The following is a 26577-nucleotide window of genomic DNA, read 5'->3' on the forward strand; positions in this document are numbered from 1 at the left end:
TCCTCGCTGATCATGACCGGATGCGGGAAAACGGTATACCACCGGTTACGCCGGACGGCCGCTCATCGTCGCGCCCGGGTGGGGCATCCGCGCGACCACGCGGTCGTGGTGTTCGAAATGCCACCACTCGTTGTCGTACACGCGGTAGAGGCCGTAGCGCGCGCCGTGGCGTTCCAGCCAGCGTGCCCCTTCGGCGGGACGCACGTCGAGCGCGGTCCCGGCGACGTGCCGGGACTCGTGCGGCGGCAGCACGTGCAGCCGCGCCGCCTCGGCCGAGCCGGTCCGGCGCACCTCCTCGGTGAAGAGCCGGTGCTGCTCGGCGGCGTCGCGATGGCCGGAGGTCAGCCCGATGAGCGTGCCGTCCCGCCAGAACGCCTCGGCCCGCGCGGCGGTGAACGCCGCCGAAGTCACCGGGGTGAGCCCGGTGAGGTCCTCGGCAGGGAAACGCACCGCCAGCGCCCATTGGCAGGCGAGATGGTGGGCGCGGCGAGGAGCGCGTGCGAACGCCACGGGCAGCAGCAGCACGGCCAGGATGCGGGTGATCGCCTGGAACACCCGGTCGCGGGCGCGGTCGGGCAGGACACCGGTCTCGGTCATGGCGTCCACTCTCGGCCGGGACTGTGCGACGCCGTCCGTCGCCCGATGACAGCACCACGACGAAATGTGACGGTTTCGCACGCTCCCGCCCTGGCGCACAGGTACGTCCAGCCGGGCATCAGCGGCCCGTCTCTTGCTCGTTCATGACATCCCCCATCGGACGGTTTGAGCGACTGCTCAACGGGAGCGTAGGCGATGTTGAGCGATCGCTCAAGGGCGGTCTGCGCGCCGGGAGACGGCGTGGTGAACTCAATGAACACAACCGTGACAGCGGTCACGTGGCTGCCGAAGGTGTGCAGGTCGCGCCGTGGCGGCGCGGGATCCGATGGGAGGCCGTGATGGCGACGATGCCGGGACGCCGACGCGTGGTGGGACGACTGGCGGTGGCTGCCGCGATGGCGGCCGGGCTGCTGGCGGCTTGTTCGAGCGCCGCGACGGCCGCACCGCCGGCCCGGGTGCTCGATTTCGCCCGGCCTTCGACGGGCTGTCTTCAGCCTTCGGCCGTCACGCCCGGGGCCACCGTTTCCGGCAAGGTCGTCTCCGGCGGGATCGAGCGGACCTATCTGCTGCACGTTCCGCGGGGCTATCGGCCGCACCGGCCGACGTCGCTGATCCTGTCCTTCCATGGGCACAAGCGGACCTCGGCCTATCAGGAGTCGTTGTCCGGCTTCGATTCCGGCGACAGCATCGCGGTCTATCCGCAGGGGCTGGCCGGCACCGACGGCGAGACGGCGTGGACCGGCGCGCCGTACTCGAACCGCGCGGACGACGTCCTGTTCGTCAGCGATCTGCTGAACCAGCTGCAGCGGCAGCTGTGCGTCGACCCCGCGCGGATCTACGCGGCGGGCAAGTCGAACGGCGGCGGGTTCACCGGCGTCCTCGCCTGCCGCCTGAGCGGACGGATCGCTGCCTTCGCCCCGGTCTCGGGGGCGTTCTACGACGTCGGTGCCGGGTGTTCCCCGACGCGCCCGGCACCGATTCTCGACTTCCACGGCACCGCCGACCAGACCATCCCGTACGCCGGGAACGCCGAACGGAAGCTACCGTCCATTCCGGACTGGCTGGCCGCATGGGCCCGGCGCGACGGCTGCGCGGCCACCCCGGTGGTGCGTGACCTGGGCAAGGGCGTCAGCGTCAGCACGTGGCCGGGCTGCGCACGGGGCGCGAAGGTCGAGCACTACCGGCTCGAAGGGCTGGGGCACGACTGGCCGAGCACGAAGCCGAACCTCGACTCCGACGAACCCGCGGCGATGGACGCCACGCCGGTGATCGAGCGGTTCTTCGCCGAACACCCCCTGCGGTCCGGCCTCCGCTGACGCCGGTTCAGTCCTCGGCCAGCCATCGCAGGACGTCGCCGGTGTGCTCGCCGAGCGCGGGCACCGGTCCCATCTCCGGCTCGCGGCCGGGCACGGTCACCGGCGGGACGAGCGCGTCGACCTCGCCCGCCGGTGTCGCGACCCGCCGCCAGCGGTCACGTTCCGCGAGCTGCGGGTGGGTGGCGAACTCGGCCATGGACCGCTGCCGCGCGAACGCGATCCGCGCGGCGTCCAGCCGTTCGACCAGCTGTTCGCCGGTCAGCCCGGCGAACACCTTGCCGATGATCTCGTCCAGTTCGGCGCGATGCGCGACCCGGTCCGCAGTGGACGTGAACCGCGGATCGCCCGCCGTTTCCGGGAGCCGCAGCACCGACTCGCAGAACGTCCGCCATTCGCGCTCGTTCTGGATGCCCAGCTGGACGGTGGTGCCGTCGCCCGCGGTGAAGGCGCCGTACGGGGCGATCGTTGCGTGGTTCACCCCGGTCCGCGCGGGCGGTTCGCCGCCGTAGGTCGTGTAGTAGTACGGGTAACCCATCCACTCGCCGAGCGCCTCGAGCATCGAGACCTCGAGGTTCGTCCCGCGCCCGGTGTCGCGGCGTTCGTACAGCGCGGTGAGGATGCCGGTGCAGGCGTACATCCCCGCCGCGATGTCCGCGATGGACACTCCGGTCTTCGCGGGCGAATCGGGCGTGCCGGTGATCGACACCAGCCCCGCCTCGCACTGGATCAGCAGGTCGTAGGCCTTGCGATCCCGGTACGCGCCGGTGCTGCCGTAGCCGGAGACGTCGCAGGTGATCAGCGCCGGATGGCTTTCCGCCAGCGCCTTCGAGCCGACCCCGAGGCGGTCGGCGGCGCCGGGGGCGAGGTTCTGCACGAACACGTCCGCCCGGTCGATGAGCCGTCGCAGCACCCGCAGGCCGTCCGCGCTCTTGACGTCCAGCGCGACACTCTCCTTGCCGCGGTTGAGCCAGACGAAGTGGCTGGACATCCCGTGCACGGTGCGGTCGTAGCCGCGGGCGAAGTCCCCGGTGTCCGGTCGTTCGACCTTGATCACCCGCGCACCGAGGTCGGCGAGCTGACGGGTCGCGAACGGCGCCGCCACCGCCTGCTCCAGTGAAACGATCACAATCCCGGCCAATGGTCCCGGCATCCGAGGGCCTCCTAGCTCGTACGTTCACCTCCAGCATGAGCGGTCGGCGGCGATACCGGAAATTACCGTTCTCCGGCGGTGTGATGCGTCCCAGGCATAATCGCCAGGCATGGACGTCCGCGAGCTGACCTGGTTCACCACCCTGGCCGAGACCGAGCACGTGACCGACGCCGCGGCCGCGCTGAACATCGCGCAGCCGACGTTGTCCCGCGCCGTCGCGCGGCTGGAACGCCGTCTCGGCACGCCGCTGTTCGACCGGACCGGGCACCGGCTGCGGCTCAACCAGTACGGGCAGGTGTTCCGCGCGCACGCGCTCAAGGCGCTCGGCGAGCTGTCCGCCGCCGAACACCGCATCGCCACGCTGATCGACCCGGAGCGGGGCACGGTCTCGCTGGCGTTCCTGCACTCCTTCGGCACCTGGCTGATCCCGGAGCTGATCAGCACCTACCGCGAGCGCGTGCCCCGGGCGCATTTCCTGTTGCGCGGCGACGCGGCGGATTCGATCCTCGCGGATCTGCGGCGCGGCCACGTCGATCTCATCGTCACCAGCCCGGAACCCGCGGGGTCCGATGTGGACTGGACACCGATCGGCGTCGAGCGGCTGTGTGTCGCGGTGCCCGCCGGGCACCGGCTCGCACGGCGCAAGAAGGTCTCGCTGGCGGAGTTCGCCGAGGAGGATTTCATCGCCCTGCAGCCGGAATTCGGCCTGCGGCAGATCACCGACCAGCTGTGCCGCCGGGCCGGGTTCACCCCGCGGATCACGTTCGAGAGCACCGAGCTCGCCACGATCCAGGGCCTGGTCGCGGCCGGGCTGGGGGTGGCGATCATGCCGACGCCGCGCGGGGAACCGAGCCCGGACGCGCCGGTCCGGCTGCGGTTGTCCGATCCGGAGGCACAGCGCACGGTCGGCGTCGCGGCGCTGGCCGGGCGGCATCAGGCACCCGCGATCGCCCGTTTTCACGAGTTCGTCCGGTCCTGGCCGGTCGATCATGCCTCCCGGGTATGAACCCCGCACAAACTGGTCATTTCACGTATGGGCCGTCGAGGGGCAGAGTGAGCGGTGAGAGAACGGCAAGGAGGACGAGATGGGTTGGCAGGGCAGGTATTTCGAGGACTTCGTGGTGGGCGACGTGTACCGCCACCCGCTCGGCCGCACGGTGACCGAGACGGACAACTCCTGGCTGACGCTGCTGACGCAGAACACCGCGCCCCTGCACTTCGACCGGCACTACGCCGGGCAGACGCAGTGGGGCAAACCGCTGGTCGACTCGACGTTCACCCTCGCACTGGTCACCGGCCAGAGCGTCACCGACGTCTCCCAGCACGTGATGGCGAACCTCGGCTGGGACCGCGTCCGGCTGCCGAACCCGGTGTTCGAAGGCGACACGATCTACTCACAGTCCGAGGTCCTGAGCGCCCGCGAGTCGAAGTCCCGCCCTGACGTCGGGGTCGTTCAGGTTCGCACGATCGGGTACAACCAGGACGGCGTCATCGTGATCACGTTCGAACGGACGCTGCTGGTGTACCGGCGCGGTCACGGGCCCGGCTTCGCCGACGTCGAACCGGTGTGGGACGAACGGTCGCGCCGCGCGGCCGGGATCGAGGAGCCGAAATGACCGCGCGTTCGCTGTTGTTCGTGCCGGGGAACCGGCCCGAGCGCTTCCCCAAGGCGGCGGCGAGCGGCGCGGATCTGGTGTTGTGCGACCTGGAGGACGCCGTCGCGCCGGAGGACAAGGCAGGGGCGCGGGCCGAGGTGGCCGCGTGGGCAGGGCAGAACCGCGCCGCGGTGCGGATCAACGCGGCCGGCACCCCGTGGTACGAGGACGATCTGGCCGTGTTGGGGGAGGTGCCGGGGCTGCGCGCGGTGGTGCTGCCCAAGGCCGAGGACGTCGACGCGCTGCGTGCCACGGTGTCGCGTTTGGACGGAGGCGTCGAGCTGTACGCGTTGGTGGAAAGCGCGCGAGGGATCCGGGACGCCGACCGGCTCGCCGAGGTCCCCGGCGTGACGCGCCTCGTGTTCGGGAACGTCGACTTCGGACTGGACGCGGGAATCACGGTGTCGGACGCGGGGGAGCGGGAGCTGCTCTACGCGCGCTCCCGGCTGGTGATCGCGTCGCGGGCTGCGGGGCTCGTGGCACCGATCGACGGGGTGACGACCACTTTGGACGATCCGGACCTCACCCGCGCCGCCGCGCGGCGGGGACGCGGCCTCGGCTTCGGTGGCAAGCTGTGCCTGCACCCGAAGCAGGTCGAGCCGGTGAACGCGGCGTTCAGTCCCGATGAGACGGAGCTGCGCTGGGCGCGCCGGGTCGTCGAGGCCGCCGGTGCGTCGGGTGGCGCGGCGGTGCGGGTGGACGGGCAGATGATCGACAAGCCGCGGCTGGAACTGGCGCGCAGGCTGCTGGGAGAGAACGGAAAATGACCGAGGCCACACTGGACCACCCGAACGCTCCGGAGGACGTGCTGGCGCACATCCCGCCCGGCGCGGACATCATCGTGCCGATCCAGCTGGGTGAGCCGATCACCCTGCTCGACACGCTCGAAGCGCACGCGGATTCTCTTGCGGGCGTGCACATCCACCGGATGGACCCGTACCTGAAGCGCCGTTACATCGAGGGCGCGTTCCCAGGCAGGCTGGAGCACGTCGACTACTTTCTCGGCGCCGGTTCGCGGGAGGCGTTCTGGGCGGGCACCTGTGACCTCGTGCCGAACCACTTCAGCGAAATGCCGCTGCTGCTGCGGAAGTCGACGAAGCTCAGCATCGTGCTCGCCGCCGCCAGCCCACCTGACGAGCACGGCTACTTCAGCCTCGGCACCAACGCCGACTACACCGCGGCGTTCATCGGCGAAGTCCCGTTCTTCCTTGAAGTGAACGAGAACATGCCGAGGACCTTCGGGCACAACCAGGTCCACATCAGCCAGGTCGCAGGCTGGTGCCGTGCCGACCGCCCGCTGCACGAGTCCCCGCCCGCGCGGCCCGACGAGCGCGACCACCGGATCGCGGGCTTCATCGCCGACCGGATCCCGGACGGCGCCTGCCTGCAGGTCGGCGTCGGCCGGATCCCGAACGCGCTGCTGTCGTCGTTGCGCGGGCACCGGCACCTCGGCCTGCACACCGAGGCGATCTCGGACGGCGTACTGGACCTTGTGGACAGTGGCGCGCTGGACGGGACCCGGAAGCACCAGGAGCGCAACAAGCACGTCGCGACGTTCGCGGTGGGGACGAAGCGGCTGTTCGACTGGCTGCACAACAACACCGCGGTCACGATGGAACCGGTCGACTGGGTGAACGACCCGCGTGTGGTGGCCCGCGAGCCGAACTTCGTGTCCATCAACGCGACCAGCGAGGTCGACCTGATGGGGCAGGCGGCGAGCGAGACCATCGCCGGCCGGTACTGGTCGTCCTCCGGCGGCCAAGCCGACTTCGCCAGGGGAGCGATGTATTCGCCGGGCGGGCAGGCGTTCCTGGTGCTGCACTCGGCCACCCACGACGGGAAGAGCCGGATCAACGCGCAGCTGACGCCGGGCAGCGCGGTCACGACGTTGAAGAACACCATCGACCACGTCGTCACCGAATACGGCGTCGCGGAACTACGCGGCAAGAGCCTGGCACGGCGCGCGGAGTCGCTCATCGCGATCGCTCACCCCGAGCACCGGGACCGCCTCACCGCCGACGCCCGCAAAACCGGCCTGCTCCCGTAACTGCGGTGGTCCGTGAATGCCACATTGAAAGACTCAGAGTCTCTCAATGTGGCATTCACGGACCATTGCGCTACAGCCCGAAGGCTAGGAGGACGTTGCCGCCGGTGCCGGGGTATTGGGGCGAGTAGCCGGACTGGACGTACACCATTCCGTGGGACACGACGGCGCCGCCGCCGGTGCCCGAGATCGAGCTTCCATGGCCGACGAGACCGTTGACGCCGGTGAAGTCCCGAATCGTGTCGTAGCTCCACAGCACCTTGCCGTCGGCGGAGGAGTACGCGCGCAGCTTGCCGTCGTTGCTGCCTTCGTAGACGACGCCGGGGCTGCTGGTCACCGCCGGGCCATGGGCCAGTGAACAGCTCTTCGGATGGTGCGCGGCTCCGCCGGTGGTGCAGCCGTCGGCGGGGTTGGGGGTCTTCCACAGCACCTTGCCGGTGGCCGGGTCGACCGCGAACAGCGTGCCGGGGTTGGCGAAGTATGTTGCGATGTAAAGTTTTTCGCCGTCGAAGCTCGATCCCCACTGGATGCCGGAGATCCCGCCGCTGGGCAGGGGCACGCCGAGCTGGCGGCGCCAGACGACTTCGCCGGTGCGTGCGTCGAACACGTGGTACACGCCGACTTTCTGGCCGACGCCGACAAGTGTGCGCCCGCCCGCGCGGAAGATGTTCGGCGTGGCGCCGATGTCGTAGTCGAGTGCCGAGCCGTCCTTCAGGCCGGGGCAGTAGCCCTCGGGGTCCGGATCGTTGCACGCCGTGCGCCAGGTGTCGGCCTTCGTCACCTGGTTCTTCCACCGCACCGCGCCGGACCGGGCGTCGAGGGCGAGCAGGGTGTCGAAGTCGCCGCCGTGCCCGGTGTAGTTCTGGCCGGTGCCGACGTAGAGCGTGCCGCTGGCCGGGTCGATCACCGGGGAACTCCACACCCCGGCGCCGGACGGCTCGAACTTCGCGGCGCCGCTCGGCCAGGTCCCGTTCTGTTTCGGCTCGGGGACGGTGTAGTAACGCCAGGCCAGCTCACCGGTGTCGGCGTCGAGCGAGTCGAGATGCCCGCGGAAGGTGCAGCACGGATAGTCCCTCGGCAGAGTGTTCTCGCCACTCGACACGCCGACGTAGACGCGGCCGTCCGAGACGATCGGCGAACTCGTGACCATCGCGGCGACGTGCGCGTCGAGCCGCTTCGCCCAGCGCAGGGTTCCGGTGTGCTGGTCCAGCGCGTAGAAGTACCCGCGCAGGTCGCCGAAGTAGACCTTTCCGCCAGACACCGCCGGTCCATCCCAGGTCACCGCGTTGGTGGCCGCCGGGTCGACGGTCTTCAGGTCGAAGGCCCATTTCTCGGCGCCGGTACGGGCGTCGCGGGCGTAGAACTTGCCGTCGGGGCCGCCGAAGTAGATCGTGTCGCCGACGACCGCGGGCTCACTGCGCGTCGGCAGGCCGGGCGACGGCGGATAGGCGAACGCCCACTTGAGTTTCAGATTGCCGACGGTCCGTGGGGTGATGGCCCGTTCGGCACGGTTGTGCCGCGTTCCGCGCGGATCCTTCTGCCAGGTGGACCAGTCGCCGGAGCGGCCAGCTGTCGCGGTTTCCGGGTCCGCGAGGGCCACTCCGCTCCCGAGACTGGTGAACAGGACGACAGCGGCGGCCGCGGCGAGCGGGACGCGTTTTCGGGCACGGGTAAAGGAGAACAAGACAAGCCCCCCGAGGTTGCTGGACGATTCCAGGTCGTCCCCAACCTGCCAGGTGGCGGGAACCGCGTCGATCGGTTTACGGGTGGATCCGGGGTCAGCCGATAGGTGGATGCGCGTGGCCGGTCAGCTGTGGGTGCCGAGGTAGGCGGGATCGGGCGCGGGCAGCGGTTTGTCCGGCTGCCCGGCGAGCAACTGGTTCATCGCGTGGAAGTACGGCGGCGCCGCGACCGTGCCGCCGAAAGCGCCGGCGCCGCAGTCGCCGAGGTGGACCGGATTGCCGGGGCAGATCTCCTGAGGACGCGAACCGTCGGCGAAGACCATGGACGACACCGCGTAGTCGTTCACCCCGCCGACGAACGCGACCGATTCGCTCTGCTCGGTGGTCCCGGTCTTGCCGATGTCGGGCCGGGTCCAGCCCGCCTCGTGGGCGGCGAGCGCGGAGGTGCCGTGCTTGGTGTCCTGGCTCAGGCCCGCCATGAGCGTGTGCGCGACGCCGCTGGGGATGGCCTGTTCGCACGGCTGGCGCTCGATCGGTACGGGCTTGCCCGCCCGATCGGTCACCGAAAGGATCGGGTCCGGCGGGCACCACACGCCGTCGCTCATGATCGTCGCGGAGACGTTGGCCATCTCCAGCGGGCTCACCGGGCTGTTGCCGAGGGTGAACGAGAGCAGGTTCCGGAAGTACCGCGACTGCGGCTGGTTGTACTGCGGGTTCTTCGACAACGGGTTCACGGGGTCGGTGATCGGCGGGTTCCCGGCGTCGTTGGTGGTCAACGTGGTCCGCAGCCCGAGCTTGCGGGCCATGTCGAGCACGGCGGGCATGCCGACCTGGGACTCCAGGCCCACGAACGCGACGTTCGGAGACGTCGCGAGCCCGTCGGCCAGGGAGATCGGGTTCGGGTAGTTCGTGCCGTCGTTGCCCACCGGGTAGCACGCGGTGTACTGGTTGGCGTTCGGCGGCGTGAAGCAGCCGTTGGCCGGGTTCGGCAGCGGCGTGTTCAGCCCGGCCTTGCCCGCGACCAGCGCCGCGGCCGCGGTGAAGATCTTGAACGACGAGCCCGCGCCGAACTTGTTGGCGGCGTCGGCCACGATGTTCGTCGAGCGCTGGCCCCTGCCAGGATCGTTGCCGTAGTCCCGGTTCGCGACCATCGCGAGCACCTGGTGCCCGTTCTGTCCCGGTTGGACGACGGCGAAGGTGTTGGCGACACCGTCCTGGGTGGTCGGCACGTTCGCGTCGACCGCGTCCTTGGTCACCTGGCTGACCTTCGGGTCCATCGTGGTCTTGATGACATAGCCGCCGGTGGCCAGCTGATCCGCGGTGAACCCGGCCTGCTCCAGATAGCTTTCGGCGTAGGCGCAGAAGAACCCGGCGTCCGGCGCGGCGCCCATGCAGCTTCCGGATGGGGTCACCGGTCCGTCCGGCAGCACCCCGAGCGGCTCGTTCTTCGCCGAGGCGCCGTAGTTCGCGGGCAGCAGGCCGCCGGACACCATGTCGTCGATGACCAGGTTACGGCGCTGGGTCGCCTCCGCGGGATGGGTGTAAGGGTTGAACATGCCGGGGTTGTTCACCATCCCGGCCAGCAAGGCGGCCTGGGAAACGGTCAGTTTGTCCGGAGTGGTCCCGAAATACGCTTTCGCAGCGGCGCCGACGCCGTAAACGGTTCCGCTGAATTCGACGACGTTGAGGTAGCCCGCGAGAATATCGTCCTTCGACATCTTCTGGCTCAGCTCGACCGCGATTTTCGCCTCGCGCAGTTTGCGGGCGATCGAATCCTCCTGATCGGCGAGCTGTGCCGCCTTGTCGTTCCGGTCGACGACGTTGATCAGGTAGTTCTTGACGTACTGCTGGGTGATCGTCGACGCGCCCTGGAGGTTCCCGCCCGCGCTGTCGTGCAGGGCCGCCCGCAGCATGCCCTGCGGATCGACGCCGCCCTCGGTGTAGAACCGGCGATCCTCCACGGACACGATCGCGGCCTTCATGGTGTCCGCGATCCCGGCCGCGGTCACCGGGAGCCGGTACTGGTCGTAGAGCGTGGCGATCGGATTGCCGTCCCGATCGGTCACCGTGGTCGTCAGCGGCGGGCTGCCGGTGGCGAGATCCGCGGAGATCGCGCCGACCGAGTCACTGACCTGATTGGACAGCAGCCCCGCGCCGAGCGCGACGGGCGCCAGCAGACCGGCGACGAGCACTCCGGCCAAAGCGCACAAACCGGCCAAAGTCACGGTACCCCGGCGACGCATCACGGAATCCACGATAAATACGGAGAGGTAAGAGCGCTGTTGCCTGTGAGGAATACAGCACCGAGGCAACGGGCGGCCGAAATGGACAAAGGGGCGGACGACGTCGTTTCACGAAATTCGTGGCGTACGGGGCGCCGCCTTTCCGTGCGTTTTTCCGGTGCTCGCGGCGGCGTGGCAGGCGCCAAGTCCCTCGGCCCTCGTGACGATCCTGCCCGCCTCGACGCGGACGGCGACCTCGGTCGCGTCGCTGACCGCGGGTACTCCGGCGGCCGCGGCGACGGCGCCGGTGGGGTCGTACACGACGCGCAACCGCGGCCGGTGTTCGGGCCGGAAGGCCTGGTGCAGGCAGCCGACCAGCTCGGCGAGGACGAGCCGGGCCAGCGGCATCAGTTCGGCGGGCTCGCCGGAGACCAGGACGGCGGTGACGTCCGCCCCCGGCGGCGCGGCGCGCACGGCCGCTTCGACGGCGGAAAGCCGATGCAGCCCGAGAATCGCCACCACGCCGTCGTCGGCGAGTGAAACAGCCTCGCCGCGTACCGCGTCCACAGTGGACGGCGGGGTCCACGGTTCGCTCGCGGGCTGCGCCGGGGGGACGACGGGCGGGGGAGCCCACCAGTCGCTCAGTTCGAGGTTCGCCAGCTGCTCGCAGGCGCTGACCACGTCGAACGGTTCGAGGAACCCGGGCGCGGCGGCGGACAGCTGACTCGCGCCCTGCAACGTCGTCAGCACCATCTCGGCGACACGCACCAGGCGGGCGGGTGGGGCGCCGGGCGGCACCTCCGGCGGGCGGACGCGTTCGAGCGCGAGGCTGAGCAGCAGCGCGTCGAGCTTCATCAGCTGCGTGAACGGCCGGCGGGTCTGCTCGTCGGCGAGCACCTCGGGGAGCACGTCGACATCGAGCCGGGCCGACGGGGCCTCGGCCAGCGGCAGCCGGGCGACCCAGGCACGTGCGAACGCGCCGAGTGCGTCGTGGGCGGTCAGGCCGCGTTCGGCGTGCGGTTGTTCCGGCGACCGCTCGGCGTCCTCGGCCAGGACGGCGAAGTACAGCGCGCGTTTGCCGGGGAAGTTGGAGTAGACGACGCCGCGGGTGAACCCGGCCCGTTCGGCGATGCGGTCGACCTTGGCCTCGCGGAAGCCGCGTTCGGCGAACTCGTCGCGCGCCGCGGCGAGCACCTTCGCGCGGTTGCGCTCCTGTAGCTCCGCCCTGCTGAGCCGGTTCATCGTCCTCCTCGATCGGGGCTGTTTGCCGTCCGTCCCGAAGCAAGATACCTTGACCATCGAGATGACAAGAACATCTGTTAACAACATCCGAACTGGAGGAGTCATGATCGGCGCCGAGCTGCCCGAGATCGACGTGTCCGGCGCGCAAGTGCTGCTCGACCCGTTCGCCGCGTACCGGGAGGCCAGGGAACGCGCCCCGCTGGCGCGGCTCCTGGTGCCCGGAATGGGCGAGATGTGGGCGGTCACCCGCCACGAGGAGGCCAGGGCGATGCTTGGCGACGCGCGCTTCGAGCTGAACTCCGGGAGCTACCTGACCCCGCCCGGCATCCCGGAGGACTGCACGGCCTACCTGCGGACGATGCAGGAGAAGGACGGCCCGGAGCACACCCGGCTGCGCGGGCTGGTGGCGCCCGCGTTCACGGCACGCCGGGCCCTCGCCTTCCGGCCGAAGATGGAGCGGATCGTCGAAGCCCTGCTCGACACGCTGCCGGCGAGCGGGCCGGTGGATCTGCTGCGGGACTTCGCGAAGCCGTTGCCGATGGACGTGATCTGCGAGCTGGTCGGCGTCCCGGCTGCCGACCGTCCACAGTGGAGAGAATACGGCTCGATGGTCGCTTCGGGCTTCGGGAAGGGGTTCGTCGAGGCGATTCCCGCGATCATCGCGGATGCCAAGGCGATCGTGGCGCGGCGGCGGGTGGAACCGGCCGACGACCTGGTGTCGGAGCTGATCGGCGTCCAGGCCGAGGACGGCGATCGGCTGAGCGACGTCGAACTGGTCACCCTGGTCTGGCATCTGGTCCTCGCGGGCCAGACCCCGGCGAACCTCATCGCCAACGGTGTCGCGGCGCTCTTCGACCACCCGGAGCAGCTCGCCGCGCTGCGGGCGGACGACGGGCTCGCGGCGGGCGCGGTCGACGAGCTGATGCGCTGGTGCGGCCCGCAACTGCTGACCACGCCGCGGTTCCCGGCCGAAGACGTCGAGTTCGGCGGGACGGTGATTCCGGCAGGCACGGCGGTTACCGCGGCGATCGTGTCCGCGAACCGGGATCCGCGGGTGTTCGCCGATCCCGACCGGCTGGAGATCACCAGGGCGGGCGCGGCGGCGCACCTCGGCTTCGCGTACGGGCCGCATTTCTGCCTCGCCGCGGCGCTGGCCAGGGTGCAGGCCGAGGTGGCGCTCACCGGGCTGTTCCGGCGCTTCCCGAAGCTGGCGCCGGCAGCCGAGCCAAGCCGCACGCCGGACCCGGGGACCTGGCGGCTGGGAGCGCTGCCGGTGACGTTGTGAGGAGGGTCGGCTCCTCCCGTCGTTCGTAGGTTCCGAGGGGTGGCGGGGAAGTCGTAGGGTGCGCACCGCGGCGATCTTGTCTGGAGGTGGTGTGACGGGCGTTTCCCAGCGGGGGCTCCTCGACGACACCTCGCCGCCGAACTGCTTTTCGACCGGGCGCCACGGAAAGGCGATTCGGGCGGATTTCGGGCTCGGCGAGTCCGAAATCCGCCTGGCGGCAGGGTAATTCATGAATCGTTTCCCTGGCGGCGTCGAAGATGTCAAACAATGCTGGACGGAAACGGGGTCACCGCCGAAAAGTGCGTGCTAGCGTTCGCGAGGACCGATTATCCGATGGTGCCGCGGATTCGCCGCCGGTGCTCGTGAAGGGTGTGGAAATGAATTCCCAGAGGGTCGTGTTCGGGGTCGTGGGTGCGGGAATGGCGTTGTGCGGGGTGCTGGCCGCGGCACCGGTGGCCGTGGCGGGCGAGCACGAGGTGACGGCGGCGAGGGACAGCGGGCTGCCGAGCTACGAGCAGTGGCAGGCGGACGTCCGGAAGGTGATGGACCCGGCGATCCCGTACCTGAACGACCGCGTCGCCCAGGGTGGGAAGAAGCTCGCCATCGTGCTCGACATCGACAACACGTCGCTGGAGACCGAATACCACCGCGGCGCGCCGAACAAGCCGGTGCTCGCCTTCGCCAAGGCCGCCGCGGACAAGGGCGTGTCGGTGCTGGTCGCCACCGCCCGCAAGGAAAGCGGCAGGTCGGGCGCGCTCGCGGAGCTGAAGAAGGCCGGGTACCCGGCGATCACCGAGATCTGCCTGAAGAAGGACGAAAGCCACGCGGTGGACGTGAAGATCCGGTGCCGCAAGGAGTTCGTCTCCGAGGGATACACGCTGATCGCGAACGTCGGCAACCGGCCGGGCGACCTGGAGTACAAGAACTACGAGCGCGGGTTCAAGCTGCCCGACTACGACGGCCAGCTGTCCTGAACGTCGCTGACTTCGGCGCCGCGAGGGGGCGCCACGTCCCTTTGCCGCGAACGCTCCGTTCGAGACGTTGATCGTCGCGAACGGAGCGTTCGCGACAGGCAAGGCCGCCGCGGCGGTCAGGGTGCTCCGTCGCCCGCCAGCTCGCGCAGCACCTCGACCAGCGAGGCCACCGTGGGACGGCTTTGCGCGGACGCCCGCACGATCACCACGATGTGCCGCTCGAACGTCTCGGCCAGCGGCACGACGTCGACCCGCGACGGCCTGAGCCGCAGCATCAGCTCGGTCACCGGGCACACCCCCACCCCGGCCTCGACCAGCGCGAGGGAGGCGGCGGTGTCGGTGACTTCGTGGTGCACCACGGGTTCCACCCCGGCGCGGCGGCAGACCGTGCGGATCGCCCGGCCGTAGTGGCTGTGCGCGCCGGGCAGGATCCAGTTCAGCGATCCCGTGTCGGCGAGGCCGATCCGCTCCCGCCCGGCGAGTGTGCCCTCCGGGACCGCGAGGGAAAACCGTTCGCGGTAGAGGCGATCCAGGCGCAGCACCGGATCACGCGGGATCGGCGTGTCCGGGTAGTCGAGCCCGAGCGCGAGATCGACTCCGCCGGAGGCGACCGCGTCGTAGACCTCGTCCACGTCCATGTCCCGGCTGCGCACCGCCAGCGCGGGATGGCGGCGGGCGACCCCGGCCAGCGCGACCGGCAGGATCTCCGCGGCCGCCGTGGCGAACAGGCCGATCTCCAGTTCCCCGGCGATCACGCCCCTGGTCCGTTCGAGCGCCGCGACGGCCTCCGCCTCGACCGCGAGCATGCGTTCGGCGTGCCCGGCGAACGCGATCCCCGCGTCGGTCAGTTCGACCCGGCGGCCGACCCGGCGCAGCAACGGCACGCCCGCCGCCCGCTCCAACGCGCTGAGCTGCTGGGACACGCCGCCGGGCGTGTAGCCGAGCGCCTGGGCGACGGCGGTGACGGTGCCCCGGCGAGCCAGCTCCACCAGTGAGCGCACCTGCACACTCGTCCACTCCATCAAGGAAATCTAATAGATCGAGCGCAGAAACTGTGAGTGGACGTCAACGGTCGGTGACGGGCACCATCGGCCGGAGCGCGATCGGAAGGGGGACCCGCCGTTGCCGGTTTCAGCCGTCCCGCCGAGCGCCACCGTCGTGATCATCGGCGGTGGTGTGATCGGCACCAGCATCGCCTTCCACCTCGCCGAAGCCGGGGTCCGCGACGTCGTCCTCGTCGAACGCGCCGAGCTGGGCTCGGGCTCGACGTGCAAGGCCGCGGGCGGGGTGCGCGCGCAGTTCTCCGACGAACTCAACATCCAGCTCGGCGCCCGCAGCCTGGAGGCCTTCACCCGGTTCGGGCGGCGGCCGGGTCAGGAGATCGACCTGCACCGCGTCGGCTACCTGTTCCTTCTGTCCACATCGGACGATGTCGCGGCCTTCGAACGGGATGTCGCGCTGCAGAACGAACTCGGCGTCACCAGCCGGATGATCGACGTCGAACAGGCGCGGCGGCTCTCGCCGCTGATCGACACGGGCGGCCTGCTCGGCGCCGCGTTCTCCCCGGACGACGGGCACTGCACGCCGGAGTCGGTGGTACTCGGGTACGCGACGGCAGCGCGGCGCCTCGGCGCGACACTGCTTACCGGGACGTCGGTGGTCGGCATCGAAACCGAGGGCGACGAGGCGAGGACCGTCGTCACCGACCACGGACGTATCCGGACGGGCACCGTGATCTGCGCGGCGGGCGCGTGGTCGGCCGCGGTCGGCGAGCTGGCGGGCGTCGAGCTGCCGGTGACACCGGTGCGGCGGCAGGTGATGTTCACCGAACCACTGCCGGAACTGCCCGGAGCGGTCCCCTTCACCATCGACTTCGCGTCCTCGTTCTACTTCCACCGCGAGGGGCGCGGGCTGCTGCTCGGGATGTCCGATCCGAAGGAGGAGCCCGGGTTCCGGCTCGACTACTCCGACGACTGGCTGCCGCGGTTCGGCGCGGCCATGGCGCGCCGCGCGCCGGCGCTGGCCGACGTCGGGCTGCGGCCGGGCTGGGCGGGGTTGTACGAGGTCACGCCCGATCACAACGCGCTCATCGGCCGGGCCGCGAGCCCGTCGAACTTCCTTTACGCCACCGGGTTTTCCGGGCACGGTTTCCTGCAGGCACCCGCTGTCGGCGAGGTGCTGCGCGACCTGTGTCTCGGCAGGGAGCCGTTCCTGGACGTCGGCCCGCTGAGCGCGTCGCGCTTCGCCGGGGGCGCGCTGACCCGGCCCGAAGCCCATATCGTCTGAACCAGGAGCGCCGCTCCGGAAAGGATTCCCATGCCCGACACCACTTTGCCGAGCACCGCCGAGCTGCGGGACCGGGCGCGTGCCGCACTGGAGCGGGTCGGTGTCACGCTCGTCGAAGGCGATGGCTTCGCCGCGCGGACGCCGATCACCGGCGAGGACCTGTTCAGGCTGAAGGCGACCACCGCCGAGGAGGCCGACGACGTCGTCGCCGCGGCGGCCGAAGCGTTCCGGTCCTGGCGGACCACTCCGCCACCGGCACGCGGCGAACTGGTCCGGCGGCTGGGTGACCTGCTGCGCGAGCACAAGAGCGAACTGGCCGACCTGATCACGATCGAGGCGGGCAAGATCCGGTCCGAGGCACTCGGCGAGGTCCAGGAGATGATCGACATCTGCGACTTCGCGCTCGGCCTGTCCCGCCAGCTCTACGGCCGCACGATCGCGTCGGAGCGGCCCGGCCACCGGCTCGCCGAGACCTGGCATCCGCTCGGCGTCGTCGGCGTCATCTCGGCGTTCAACTTCCCGGCCGCGGTGTGGTCGTGGAACACCGCGATCGCCCTGGTCTGCGGGGACACCGTGGTGTGGAAGCCGTCGGAGCTGACCCCGTTGATCTCGCTCGCGTCGTCCCGGCTGCTGGAGCGGGCCGCCGAGGACGCCGGCGTTCCGCGGGACGTGCATCGGCTGCTGCTCGGCGACCGGGCCCTCGGCGAACGGCTCGTCGGCGATTCCCGGGTCGCGCTGGTCAGCGCCACCGGTTCGACGCGGATGGGCAGGGAGGTCGGCCCGCGGGTCGCGGCGCGGTTCGGGCGGTCGCTGCTCGAACTCGGCGGGAACAACGCGACGATCGTCGCGCCATCGGCCGATCTCGATCTCGTGACCCACGGCGTCGTCTTCGCCGCCGCGGGCACCGCCGGACAGCGGTGTACCACGCTGCGCCGCCTGATTGTGCAAGACGACATCGCCGAGGAGCTGGTGACCCGGCTGGCCGCGGCGTACGAAAAACTGCCCATCGGCAACCCGTTCGACGACACCACGCTCGTCGGCCCGCTGATTTCCGTTCCGGCGCACGAGAAGATGCGCGACGCGCTTTCCCGGGCACAGGCCGAAAACGGCGAGATCCTCGCCGGGGGCAGGCGGCGGCTCGCGGAGGTCGCGCCGGACGCCGCCTACGTCGAACCGGCGATTGTGCGGATGCCCGGCCAGACCGGCGTTGTCCGCGAGGAGACCTTCGCGCCGATCCTGTACGTCCTGACCTACGACACGTTCGAGGAGGCGATCGCGCTCCACAACGACGTCCCGCAGGGCCTGTCGTCGTCGATCTTCACGCGGGACCAGCAGGAGGCCGAGCGGTTCCTCGCCTCGGACGGTTCCGACTGCGGTATCGCGAACGTCAACATCGGGACCTCGGGGGCGGAGATCGGCGGTGCGTTCGGCGGGGAAAAGGAAACCGGCGGTGGCCGCGAATCCGGCTCCGACGCCTGGCGGGCGTACATGCGCCGGGCGACCAACACCGTGAACTACTCGGGCGGCCTGACCCTGGCGCAGAACGTCAGCTTCCTCTGAGCAGCCCGCTGACACCGGGCGGGAGCGAGCACGTCAAGGTGCGGTAAAGGAACCTTTACTTTTCGCTTCGCGTTGTGGGGGTATGCGTGAGCCGACCACGATCGAACTGGACGGCCGTGACCTGCTCGTCGTGGCCGGGCTACCCGGAGCGGGCAAGACCACGATGCTGCGGCACGCCGCGGGTGAGCTGCCGGTGCTCGACTCCGACCAGGTGCGCCTGAGACTCCGAGAGGTGCTGCCCGGCTCGGTGGCCTATCGCTGGTACCGGCCGCTGGTGCACGCGGGCCACCGGGTGCGGGTCGTCGGGCGGGCGGCGTTGGCCGGCGGCCCGGTCGTCGTGCACGAGCCGGCCACCCGGGCTTCGACGAGGGCGCTGCTGGCCGCGCTCGGCAGGCTGACCGGGCGGCGGGTCCGCCTGCTCTGGCTGGACGCCACCGCCGACGAGGCGCTGGCCGGTCAGCGCGACCGCGGCCGCCTGATCCGGGAACGATCCTTCGCGCGGCATGTCCGGCGGGCGGCCAAGACCCGCGCGGCGCTGCTCTCCGGCAGTGTGCCGCGGGGCTGGCACAGTGCGCGTGTCATCACCCGTTCGGCGGCAACGGCGACGCGGCTGGTCGAGCGGGCGCCTGTTGTCCACAATGGACGTTCCGGGGCTAGGAACAGGCGGAGTCCGGCGTGATGACGCCGTAGTGCGCGGCGAGTGCGGCGTAGGCGGGGCCACGCCGCCGGGGCGCCCTGTCGATCAGGCGGCGCAGGGTACCCGCCCCGAGCGGCTGATAGCGGACCCAGTCCGGCGCGAGGTCCCGCGCTTCGGCAAGCCACCCGACCGCCTCCTTGTCGCGGTGCAGTTCGGCGGCGGCCGCGGCCAGGAACAACCGGTGCCCGGCCTCCCAGAACGCCGGGACGTCGCCGGACGTTTCGGGGACGGCGTCGGCGAGATGGAGCGCTTTCTCGGGGTCACCCGACCGGACCGCGCAGTCGACGCGGTGCAACGCCGCCACCCGGGGGCCGAAGATCGCCGCCTCCGTCGCGGTGTCGCCGCGGGAACGTGTGGCGGCGGCGTTCGCGGTCACGAGCAGATCCTCGGCGCGGTGCGGGGCGCCGGCGGTGAGCGCCGCGGTCGCGGCATTGAACAGCAGATTGCCGAACACGCCCGCACGCACCGGATCGCGGTCGAGCATGCGGGGCTCGATCGCGGCCGCGGCGGTGGTGGCCACCCGCTCGGCGTCACCGGCGCGGCCCTGCCGGACCAGCGTCCAGGCCAGGTACCGCAGGGAAATCGCCGTTTCGACGTCGGGCGCGTCGGATTCCCTCGCCGCCGTCACGGCCTTCGCCGCCGACGAGTAGGCGAGGTCGTCGAAGCCGAGCCTGCCCGCTATGCCCGCGCCCAGCCGGTAGGCGGTGGACAGCACGCGGTGCGCCCCGGCGCGTTCGTCGTCGGCGGTGTCCCGGACGACGCGACGGGCGTCGGTCAGCACGGCAGGCAGCGCGTGCAGGAGCTGCCCGTGCAGGCCGTCGACGTAGGCGCGCCACGCCGCGTGGGCACTCGCCGTCAGTTCGGGCAGCGAGAGCAGCTCGGTGGTGTCGGCGAAGTCGTCGAGCCCGGGGACGTGGGAATCCGTGTTGATCGCGCGTCGCAGCGGGGTGATGTCGACGTCGCGGGAATGCGGCGCGGTGAGGTTGCCCAGCAGCGCGTCGACGGACACGCCGAGCGCGGCGGCGAGCTTGCGCAGGGTGGCTGGCCTGCTGGTCTTGCGGGTGCCCTGCTCGATCCTGGCGACCGTGTCGACCCCGACCGACGCCGCTTCCGCGAGCTGTTCTTGCGACATATCCCTCGCCTTGCGGAAACGGGCGAGATTTTCCGCCAGTGAAGCGGTTGTCGTCATTTCTTCCTCCGGCGGTGCGCGGCAGGAGGACGACCCTATCGCTGTGCGCGCACCCCGTTGTCGCAGATGGCCAAAGTTCGAGTGTGGGCCGCTTCGAGTGCGATGGCCAGACGGCGAGCGAGTGACGGTTTGAGCCGGGTGGCGGCATCCGCGAGCGAAACGAGCTCCGCGGACAGTATTTCCGGATCGGTGATCTCGAGCGCTTTGACCTCGGCCTCGGAAATGGTGCCGCCGTCGAAGATGAAAGCGAGACCTTCCGGCATCCGGTCGCTGGTGGGCATGTAGTCGATGACCAGCAGATCGCCCGGAGTGGCGGTGACGCCCAGTTCCTCGCCGACTTCGCGGGCCGCCGTCCGCCACGGCGATTCCTCGGCCTCGCACGCGCCGCCGGGAATGTCCCAGTGCGGTTTGTAGGAGGGCTCGACCAGCAGCACCCGGTCCGCGTCGTCGTAGTAGAGGACTCCCGCGGACATTCGCTTCCGGTTCAGCGAACGGACGTACTCGTCGAACGGCAGGAGGTCCACGTCGCCGAGGCTACCGCCGGAAGACCCGATCGGGTGCTCTATGCCTCCGACGCACAGATCACTTTCCGATGCCGGGCCAATTGATGGTCACAGGCAGTGTTTCTTGTCATCACTCTGCGCCAGAGTTGCTCGTATGATGACACGAAGAGAGCACTTCGGGAGCTGCCCGGGAGGCCGGGCGTGACAGACCAGTGGCGTGTCTCGGATTTCAAGAACTCGGGGGCTCCGCCGGTGGAGACGGACCCCGAACTGTTGCGCAAGCTCGCCGAGGACCGTGCGCGGGCGGCCGAAGCCGCCCGGCCGAGCGGCGAGACCGGCCGATGAGCGCGCTGATCTACCTCAACCTCGACGCCGTCCATCCCGTCATCGACGGCCGCTGGCATCGTGCCCGGCTGACCAGCGTCCCCCGGCCGGGCGAACAGATCACGATGCTGTGCGGTGTCACCGCGGACGCGGAGTTCGAAGGGCCGAGGGAGCACGAGGTCCACGGGGTGCCGAAACAGTGCTGGGACTGCGATCTCGTGTACCGGCGTGAACACGGCATCGACGTACTCCCGCAGCATCCGGGCATCCCGCGGGCCGAGCCGGGCCGGGGCGCCCGGCGGAGAAGAAGCGAATCCCGGTCACGGTGACCGGCGGGTCGGGCCGGTGACGCGCCGGCTCGTGCCATGATCGACCGCTGTCAGTGGTGTGCGGTGACATCAGCGGTCCGATGGTGCGAGTCTGGAGACGTTCGGTATGGCTACGACCCGTGGGTCCGGCGCGCGTGGCGGCACGGCGCAGCCGGAGCTCAACAGCGGGATCCTCCCGGGGAACGTGCACGCCGACGACTGGGTGATGTTCACGCTCTCGGTGGTTTCGGTCGGCCTGCTGGGCTTCATGCTGCTCAGCCCGCCTTCCTACCGCGTCGGGATGGTGATCTTCTACGTCGACTGCGGCGTGTGCGCGGTGTTCTTCCTCGAATTCCTGTGGCGCTGGCGCAAACGCGGCTGGGACGTGCGGTTCCTGGTCCGCAACTGGTACGAGCTGTTCGCGATGATCCCCGTGGCGCATCCGGCGATGAGCGCGCACCGGTTCGTCGTGGTCGTGCTGCTGCTCGTCCGCATCGGCCGCGCCGCCGACCGGGCGCTCGGCGAGCAGTTCACCTACCGGCTCGTGGACAAGCTGTCCGAGCCGATCGTGCAGGCCATCAAGAAGCCCGTGACGATCGCGGTGCTCGACGAGGTGGTCAAGGTGCTGGAGACCGGGAACTATCCGGAGAACCTCGCCAAGTCGCTCAGCGAGAACCGGGCCGAGCTGCAGGCCATCATCCGGGAGAAGCTGAGTGAGGACCCGCAGCTGGGCAAGCTGCGGCGGCTGCCCTTCCACGACGAGATCGTGCGCAGCGCGGTGGACACCTCGTTCCGTGTGATCCTCGAGGTGCTGCTGGACCCGAGGATCGACGACTTCTTCTCGGCGGTCGTGCGCGACAACCGCGAACAGATCCGGCGAGCCGTGGAACTGGGCCTCAACGAGGAGGATTCCGCGGAGAAGGAGCGGTTGCTGCGGGTGCGGACGCAGCGTTCGGCGGGCCGGGAGTTCGACGAGCAGCACCGCGGGCCCGGGGCGTGACGCGGTCGCGTGTCATCGGGAATTCATCCGCCGTCGGCAGGATCCGGGTGAACGTCGGTCACCTGGAAGGAAACGATGGTCCAGCAGCGTATGCGGTTCTTACCCGGGCTCGTGGCGGTCGCCCTGCTCACCGGATGCGGACCGGAGGCCGTGGACGGCGCCCCGGCTCCCGCCCCGGCCACCACGGAAAGCAGGCCGGTCGACTCGGCGGCGATGGCGCCCACGCTCCGTGAGGGTGAGAACGTCACCTTCCGCTCGGTGGTGCCGGGCACGTATCGCGCTCATCCCGGGGACATCGTGCTGTTCGCCCCGCCGCCCGCCTGGCGGGTGGGCGACGGGCACCGGATGATGCTGCGTGTCGTCGCGTCCGGCGGCCAGACCGTGGTGTGCTGCGACCCGGCGGATCACATGCTGGTCGACGGCACGCCGCTGGACGAACCGTATGTCCACGCGAAGCCGGGCGAGGCCGACGGCGGGCAGCGGCGGTTCGGCCCGGTCATGATCCCGGAGAACAGCCTGTGGCTGCTGGGTGACAACCGCGCCGAAGCGGCGGACTCGCGGGTCCGGGGTGCGGGCGGGCCGCGTGGCGCGGTCCCCGCCGGGAACGTCATCGGCGTCCTGGACCCACCGCGGTAGGCAGCGCCTATTCCGGCGGCCGCGCCTGGCCCGCGGCGCGGCGGAGTTCGGTGGCGAGGACGGCGGCCTGGGTGCGGCGCTGCATGCCGAGTTTGCCGAGCAGGCGGGAGACGTAGTTCTTGACGGTCTTCTCGGCCAGGAAGAGGCGCTCGCCGATCTCGCGGTTGGTGAGTCCCTCGCCGATGAGGTCGAACACGGCGCGTTCCTGCTCGGACAGGGCGGCGACGGGGTCGCTGGTGTCGCGTTCCTTGCGGATGCGGTTGAGCAGCGCGGCGGTGGTGCGGCTGTCGAGCAGCGAGCCGCCGGAGGCGACGGTGCGGATGGCGGAGACGAGGTCGTTTCCGAGTACCTGCTTGAGCACGAAGCCCGCGGCGCCGGCCATGATCGCGTTGAACAGGGCCTCGTCGTCCGCGTAGGACGTGAGCATCAGGCAGCGCAGGCCCGGCACGGTGGAGAGCAGTTCGCGGCACAGTTCGACGCCGTTGCCGTCGGGCAGGCGGACGTCCAGGACCGCGACGTCGGTGTCGCTGCCGGGAATCCGGGTCAGCGCTTCGGCCGCGGAAGCGGCTTCTCCGGCGATCTCCAGGTCGGGCTCGCTGCCGAGCAGGTCGGCCAGGCCACGCCGGACGATTTCGTGATCGTCGACCAGGAACACCCGGGTCACCACGCACCACCTCCAAGCAACGGACGTCGCGCCATGACGGTACTCGCCCGGAAGCACGCTGAGCCCGGCGACAAAGTCACCGGGCGAAGGGACTTCGTGCCCTAGCGGCGACGGCCGTCGCCGCCACCGGCGCCGCGGTCGTGCGATCCCCGCGGAGTTCGTGTTCCTCTTGACCTCGGGTCCTGTGATATCCGCTTTTCCTGCGGGATCGCACGGGCCGGTGTTCCGGAGTTCCGGGGATTCACGGTACCCCGCGGAAAATTCGCCGGGAATTCCGGAATACGAGAGCGCGGGGCCCGGTGAAAATCTCAGGCGCGCGAGGCGGCCTCGATGGTCGGTTAATTCCCTCCCTTCGAAGGTGTCCGGGTTTTTCGAACCCTGCAATCCTGTGGCCGCCGGACGAATGCACCGCTCCCCACCGAACGTCCGGTGCGTGGCTGTCTCGCTTGTGTCGGTTGTCCGTTTAGGGCACTTGATTACGTATGGAGGGAATCGCTGTGCGCAGAATCCTGTTGGCAGCACTCGGCGCGTGCGCCGTGGTGTTCGCACTCGCCGTCCCGGCGTCGGCGTCGTCGTCGCCGGACACCGCCCAGCCGTCCATCATCGGCGGCGGTGACGCCACCGAAACGTATTCGTTCATGGTGGCGTTGAGCAACGGCTGCGGTGGCAGTCTCGTCGCTCCGCAGTGGATCGTGACCGCCCACCACTGTGGAAGCGCTTCCCAGGGGCGCATCGGCTCCACTCAGCACAGTTCCGGCGGCGAGGTCGGCCGGATCGACCGCACCATCACCAACCCGGGTACCGACCTGACCCTGATGCACCTTTCGCAGCCCGCCCGGTCGGCCCCGGTCCGGATGGCCGACAGCAACCCCGCGCCGGGCACCAGCGCCCGTCTGCTCGGCTGGGGCTGCCTGAGCTGGCCCAGCTGCCAGACTCCGGAGACGCTGCAGGAAATCGACCTCACCGTTCTCGACAGCGGTTCGTGTGCCGAGGGTGGCGGCGGCGCCGAGGACGTCTGCATTTCCGGGGACTACGCGCATTCCGCCTGTCACGGTGACTCCGGCGGTCCGGCGGTCGTCGGCTCCTCGGGCAATTGGACGCTCGTGGGCGAGACCCACGGGCCGGGCGACAACGGGGGCGAGTGCGCGACGAGCACGCTCTACACCGGCATCGCCCAGTACCGCTCGTGGATCGACGGGCAGATCGGCGGTTTCGCGGGAGGCACGCGATGAACCGGCGTCGTTTCGCCTACGCCGCGACCGGTCTGGCGGCCGTCCTGCTCCCGCTCTCGGGCGTCCAGGCGGCGACCGCCGCCGAAGCCTCGCCGCTGGTGGTGAACCTGTACTACGACGCCTCGGACGCACCCGACTACCAGGCCGAGGCCACCCAGGCCGCGGCGAACTGGAACGGCGCGGTGCACAACGTGCATCTCGACGCGGGCGGCGCCGCCACGATCCTGATCCACGAGGTGACCGGCGGCGGTTCGTACACGCAGACCGACGGGCACGGCAGGGGCGACATCTACATCGACACCGAGCAGGTGGCCGAGGGCAACGATCCCACCCGGATCCTCGCCCACGAGATCGGGCACAACCTCGGTCTTCCCGATCACTACACCGGTCCCTGTTCCGAGCTGATGTCCGGCCACGGGCCAGGGATCTCCTGCAAGAACGCGATTCCCGACGCGCGGGAACGCGCGCAGGTCGACGAGAACTTCGCCAACGGATTCGCCGCCGCGGCGGCCAACGGCATGCGCGTCTACCGCTGAACCGCACCGCTCGACGGCGCCGTCCGTACCGGACATCGGGTACGGGCGGCGCCCTCGTTTCCCGGCCCGGCCAATCCGCGTCCGGCATCCGTGACGAATGTCCGGTGGAGGTGTCGGTCCGGCGGGGGCCGATGCGGGCGGTGAGGACGAGCATGGGTGAGCGCGTGGGATTTTCCGCGCCCGGAAACGGTGAACGGACGGCGGGCACCGAGCTCGCGGAGCTGGTGCAGCGGGTCGGCGCCGGGGACGAGGCCGCGTTTTCGCGACTGTACGACGCGGTGTCGGGCGCGGTGTTCGGGCTGGCCGTACGGGTGATGCGGGATCGGGCGCAGGCCGAGGAGGTGGCGCAGGAGGCGCTGGTGGACGTCTGGCGCCGCGCGGCGCGGTACTCGCCGGAGCGGGGGAACGTCATGGCGTGGGTGCTGATGATCACCCACCGGCGGGCGGTGGACCGGCTGCGTTCGGAGTCCGCGGCGGACGAGCGCGAGGAGCGCGCCGGTGTGCTCGACCGGCAACGGCCGTTCGATTCGGTGACCGAGTCGGTGCTGGCGAACCTCGAACGCGAGCGGGTGCGGGGCTGTCTGTCGGCGCTGACCGGGTTGCAACGGGAGTCGATCGTGCTGGCCTACTTCAACGGCTACACCTACGCCGAGGTCGCCGAAGTGCTCCGCGCCCCGGCCGGGACGGTGAAGACACGGATCCGCGACGGGTTGATCCGGCTGCGGGACTGCCTGGGGGTGGGACGATGAACGCCGACGTCCACACCTTGACCGGCGCGTACGCGCTCGACGCCGTCTCGGAGACCGAACGGATCGCCTTCGAGCGGCACCTCGCCGACTGTGCGACGTGCCGTCAGGAGGTCTTCGAACTCAGGGAAACCGCCGCACGGCTGGGTGTGGCGTCGGTGGTGGACCCACCGGCCCTGCTGCGTGCGGCCGTGCTCGACGGGATCGCCCGGACGCGGCAGCGGCCGCCGATCGTGACGGCCGAGGACGGCAGGTCCGCGCGGCGGTGGCGGCGCTGGGCCATCGCGGCCGCGGCGGCGGTCGTCGCCGGGGTCGTCATGGCGGGACCGGGGCAGACGCCGGATCCCGCAGAGCGGTACGAGGCGGCGGTCGGCAGCGTGCTCACCGCGCCCGACGCCGTCACCCTGCACGGCACCGGGTCGGGGGCGGGCACGCGGGTCGTGGTTTCGCGAGCGCGAGGTGAGATCGTCGTGCTGGCGGCGGGGCTGCCCGCGCTCGATCCGGCCCGGGTGTACCAGGTGTGGCTGATCGGCCAGGACGGTCCGCGTTCGGCCGGCCTGCTGACCGGGCAACAGGCCCCTCCGGTACTCGCGGCGATACCTCAGGGAGCCGACCGGGTGGGGATCACCGTCGAGCCCACCGGTGGCTCGGCGCGTCCGACCACTCCGGCCGTCACGATGATTTCCCTTGTCTGACACGGATTACGTCTAGATATCCACAAAGGACATA

General features: G+C 70.3%; 27 protein-coding genes. 18 read left to right on the forward strand and 9 right to left on the reverse strand.

Annotated features, from left to right (window positions below; genetic code table 11):
• Nucleotides 1-45 precede the first annotated feature (45 nt).
• Nucleotides 46-597, reverse strand: a complete 552-nt coding sequence (gene vanY-N, locus ACFW0G_RS01070; RefSeq protein WP_378322563.1) for a D,D-peptidase/D,D-carboxypeptidase VanY-N — start codon at nt 595-597, stop codon at nt 46-48.
• Between the two features lie 347 nt (nt 598-944).
• Here vanY-N and ACFW0G_RS01075 point away from each other — a divergent pair, with 347 nt between their 5' ends.
• On the forward strand, nt 945-1913 hold the full coding sequence (locus ACFW0G_RS01075; protein ID WP_378322744.1) for an alpha/beta hydrolase family esterase: 969 nt from the start codon (nt 945-947) through the stop codon (nt 1911-1913).
• Between the two features lie 7 nt (nt 1914-1920).
• Here ACFW0G_RS01075 and ACFW0G_RS01080 read toward each other — a convergent pair whose 3' ends face one another.
• Nucleotides 1921-3063, reverse strand: a complete 1143-nt coding sequence (locus ACFW0G_RS01080) for a CaiB/BaiF CoA transferase family protein (RefSeq protein WP_378322564.1) — start codon at nt 3061-3063, stop codon at nt 1921-1923.
• 109 nt (nt 3064-3172) lie between these two features.
• Here ACFW0G_RS01080 and ACFW0G_RS01085 point away from each other — a divergent pair, with 109 nt between their 5' ends.
• The 4 genes from ACFW0G_RS01085 to ACFW0G_RS01100 all read left to right on the forward strand — a co-directional run bounded on the left by ACFW0G_RS01085 (nt 3173) and on the right by ACFW0G_RS01100 (nt 6765).
• A complete protein-coding gene (locus ACFW0G_RS01085; RefSeq protein WP_378322565.1) occupies nt 3173-4069 on the forward strand; it encodes a LysR family transcriptional regulator in 897 nt (298 codons plus the stop codon).
• A gap of 79 nt (nt 4070-4148) precedes the next feature.
• Complete coding sequence (locus ACFW0G_RS01090) at nt 4149-4679, forward strand: MaoC family dehydratase (RefSeq protein ID WP_378322566.1); 531 nt, start codon at nt 4149-4151, stop codon at nt 4677-4679.
• Nucleotides 4676-5485, forward strand: coding sequence for an HpcH/HpaI aldolase/citrate lyase family protein (locus ACFW0G_RS01095; protein ID WP_378322567.1), 810 nt, complete (start codon nt 4676-4678; stop codon nt 5483-5485). The genes ACFW0G_RS01090 and ACFW0G_RS01095 overlap by 4 nt, the downstream gene beginning before the upstream one ends.
• Nucleotides 5482-6765 carry an acetyl-CoA hydrolase/transferase family protein gene (locus ACFW0G_RS01100; protein WP_378322568.1) on the forward strand — a complete coding sequence of 428 codons (1284 nt, stop codon included), beginning with the start codon at nt 5482-5484 and terminating at the stop codon, nt 6763-6765. Before ACFW0G_RS01095 ends, ACFW0G_RS01100 begins: the two co-directional genes overlap by 4 nt.
• A gap of 70 nt (nt 6766-6835) precedes the next feature.
• Here the strand turns inward: ACFW0G_RS01100 and ACFW0G_RS01105 are convergent, their stop codons facing one another.
• From ACFW0G_RS01105 to ACFW0G_RS01115, 3 genes are all read right to left on the reverse strand, one after another.
• Complete coding sequence (locus tag ACFW0G_RS01105; protein WP_378322570.1) at nt 6836-8446, reverse strand: PQQ-binding-like beta-propeller repeat protein; 1611 nt, start codon at nt 8444-8446, stop codon at nt 6836-6838.
• A 123-nt stretch (nt 8447-8569) separates the two neighbouring features.
• Nucleotides 8570-10687: a transglycosylase domain-containing protein gene (locus tag ACFW0G_RS01110; protein WP_378322745.1), complete on the reverse strand. Its 2118-nt coding sequence runs from the start codon at nt 10685-10687 to the stop codon at nt 8570-8572.
• Nucleotides 10688-10795: 108 nt separating this feature from the next.
• Nucleotides 10796-11908 (reverse strand): TetR/AcrR family transcriptional regulator, encoded by a 1113-nt coding sequence (locus tag ACFW0G_RS01115; RefSeq protein ID WP_378322571.1) that lies wholly within the window; start codon nt 11906-11908, stop codon nt 10796-10798.
• Nucleotides 11909-12011: 103 nt separating this feature from the next.
• Here ACFW0G_RS01115 and ACFW0G_RS01120 point away from each other — a divergent pair, with 103 nt between their 5' ends.
• A complete protein-coding gene (locus ACFW0G_RS01120) occupies nt 12012-13193 on the forward strand; it encodes a cytochrome P450 (protein ID WP_378322572.1) in 1182 nt (393 codons plus the stop codon).
• Between the two features lie 377 nt (nt 13194-13570).
• The gene (locus ACFW0G_RS01125; protein ID WP_378322573.1) at nt 13571-14167 is read left to right on the forward strand and encodes an HAD family acid phosphatase; all 597 of its coding nucleotides are present in this window, start codon (nt 13571-13573) and stop codon (nt 14165-14167) included.
• 116 nt (nt 14168-14283) lie between these two features.
• On the opposite strand, the gene ACFW0G_RS01130 is transcribed toward ACFW0G_RS01125, so the two are convergent.
• Nucleotides 14284-15189, reverse strand: coding sequence for a LysR family transcriptional regulator (locus ACFW0G_RS01130; RefSeq protein ID WP_378322574.1), 906 nt, complete (start codon nt 15187-15189; stop codon nt 14284-14286).
• A 100-nt stretch (nt 15190-15289) separates the two neighbouring features.
• Here ACFW0G_RS01130 and ACFW0G_RS01135 point away from each other — a divergent pair, with 100 nt between their 5' ends.
• The 3 genes from ACFW0G_RS01135 (at nt 15290) to ACFW0G_RS01145 (ending at nt 18692) form a co-directional block, all read left to right on the forward strand.
• Nucleotides 15290-16453: an NAD(P)/FAD-dependent oxidoreductase gene (locus ACFW0G_RS01135; protein ID WP_378322576.1), complete on the forward strand. Its 1164-nt coding sequence runs from the start codon at nt 15290-15292 to the stop codon at nt 16451-16453.
• A 30-nt stretch (nt 16454-16483) separates the two neighbouring features.
• Nucleotides 16484-18013, forward strand: coding sequence for an aldehyde dehydrogenase family protein (locus ACFW0G_RS01140; protein ID WP_378322577.1), 1530 nt, complete (start codon nt 16484-16486; stop codon nt 18011-18013).
• An 82-nt stretch (nt 18014-18095) separates the two neighbouring features.
• Nucleotides 18096-18692 (forward strand): AAA family ATPase, encoded by a 597-nt coding sequence (locus tag ACFW0G_RS01145; protein WP_378322579.1) that lies wholly within the window; start codon nt 18096-18098, stop codon nt 18690-18692.
• On the opposite strand, the gene ACFW0G_RS01150 is transcribed toward ACFW0G_RS01145, so the two are convergent.
• Both ACFW0G_RS01150 and ACFW0G_RS01155 read right to left on the reverse strand, forming a co-directional pair.
• A complete protein-coding gene (locus tag ACFW0G_RS01150) occupies nt 18667-19899 on the reverse strand; it encodes a helix-turn-helix domain-containing protein (protein ID WP_378322580.1) in 1233 nt (410 codons plus the stop codon). The genes ACFW0G_RS01145 and ACFW0G_RS01150 overlap by 26 nt on opposite strands.
• 35 nt (nt 19900-19934) lie before the next feature.
• Entirely contained in the window at nt 19935-20423 is a 489-nt protein-coding gene (locus ACFW0G_RS01155) for an NUDIX domain-containing protein (protein WP_378322581.1), read from the reverse strand.
• Nucleotides 20424-20603: 180 nt separating this feature from the next.
• On the opposite strand from ACFW0G_RS01155, the gene ACFW0G_RS01160 reads away from it, so the two are divergent.
• The 4 genes from ACFW0G_RS01160 to lepB all read left to right on the forward strand — a co-directional run bounded on the left by ACFW0G_RS01160 (nt 20604) and on the right by lepB (nt 22670).
• Nucleotides 20604-20747, forward strand: a complete 144-nt coding sequence (locus ACFW0G_RS01160; protein ID WP_378322583.1) for a hypothetical protein — start codon at nt 20604-20606, stop codon at nt 20745-20747.
• Nucleotides 20744-21055 (forward strand): zinc finger protein, encoded by a 312-nt coding sequence (locus tag ACFW0G_RS01165; RefSeq protein ID WP_378322585.1) that lies wholly within the window; start codon nt 20744-20746, stop codon nt 21053-21055. The genes ACFW0G_RS01160 and ACFW0G_RS01165 overlap by 4 nt, the downstream gene beginning before the upstream one ends.
• 106 nt (nt 21056-21161) lie before the next feature.
• Nucleotides 21162-22034 carry an ion transporter gene (locus ACFW0G_RS01170; protein WP_378322586.1) on the forward strand — a complete coding sequence of 291 codons (873 nt, stop codon included), beginning with the start codon at nt 21162-21164 and terminating at the stop codon, nt 22032-22034.
• 75 nt (nt 22035-22109) lie between these two features.
• Nucleotides 22110-22670, forward strand: a complete 561-nt coding sequence (gene lepB / locus ACFW0G_RS01175) for a signal peptidase I (RefSeq protein WP_378322587.1) — start codon at nt 22110-22112, stop codon at nt 22668-22670.
• Between the two features lie 7 nt (nt 22671-22677).
• Here the strand turns inward: lepB and ACFW0G_RS01180 are convergent, their stop codons facing one another.
• Nucleotides 22678-23337, reverse strand: coding sequence for a response regulator (locus tag ACFW0G_RS01180; protein WP_378322588.1), 660 nt, complete (start codon nt 23335-23337; stop codon nt 22678-22680).
• Between the two features lie 494 nt (nt 23338-23831).
• On the opposite strand from ACFW0G_RS01180, the gene ACFW0G_RS01185 reads away from it, so the two are divergent.
• The 4 genes from ACFW0G_RS01185 (at nt 23832) to ACFW0G_RS01200 (ending at nt 26543) form a co-directional block, all read left to right on the forward strand.
• Nucleotides 23832-24566 (forward strand): S1 family peptidase, encoded by a 735-nt coding sequence (locus ACFW0G_RS01185; RefSeq protein ID WP_378322589.1) that lies wholly within the window; start codon nt 23832-23834, stop codon nt 24564-24566.
• Nucleotides 24563-25102: a snapalysin family zinc-dependent metalloprotease gene (locus ACFW0G_RS01190; protein ID WP_378322590.1), complete on the forward strand. Its 540-nt coding sequence runs from the start codon at nt 24563-24565 to the stop codon at nt 25100-25102. Before ACFW0G_RS01185 ends, ACFW0G_RS01190 begins: the two co-directional genes overlap by 4 nt.
• Nucleotides 25103-25254: 152 nt before the next feature.
• Nucleotides 25255-25851, forward strand: a complete 597-nt coding sequence (sigK, locus tag ACFW0G_RS01195) for an ECF RNA polymerase sigma factor SigK (protein ID WP_378322591.1) — start codon at nt 25255-25257, stop codon at nt 25849-25851.
• Nucleotides 25848-26543 carry an anti-sigma factor domain-containing protein gene (locus tag ACFW0G_RS01200; RefSeq protein WP_378322592.1) on the forward strand — a complete coding sequence of 232 codons (696 nt, stop codon included), beginning with the start codon at nt 25848-25850 and terminating at the stop codon, nt 26541-26543. The genes sigK and ACFW0G_RS01200 overlap by 4 nt, the downstream gene beginning before the upstream one ends.
• Nucleotides 26544-26577: the final 34 nt, after the last annotated feature.

The sequence above is a fragment of the Amycolatopsis sp. NPDC058986 genome, from assembly GCF_042741125.1.
Lineage (GTDB): Bacteria > Actinomycetota > Actinomycetes > Mycobacteriales > Pseudonocardiaceae > Amycolatopsis.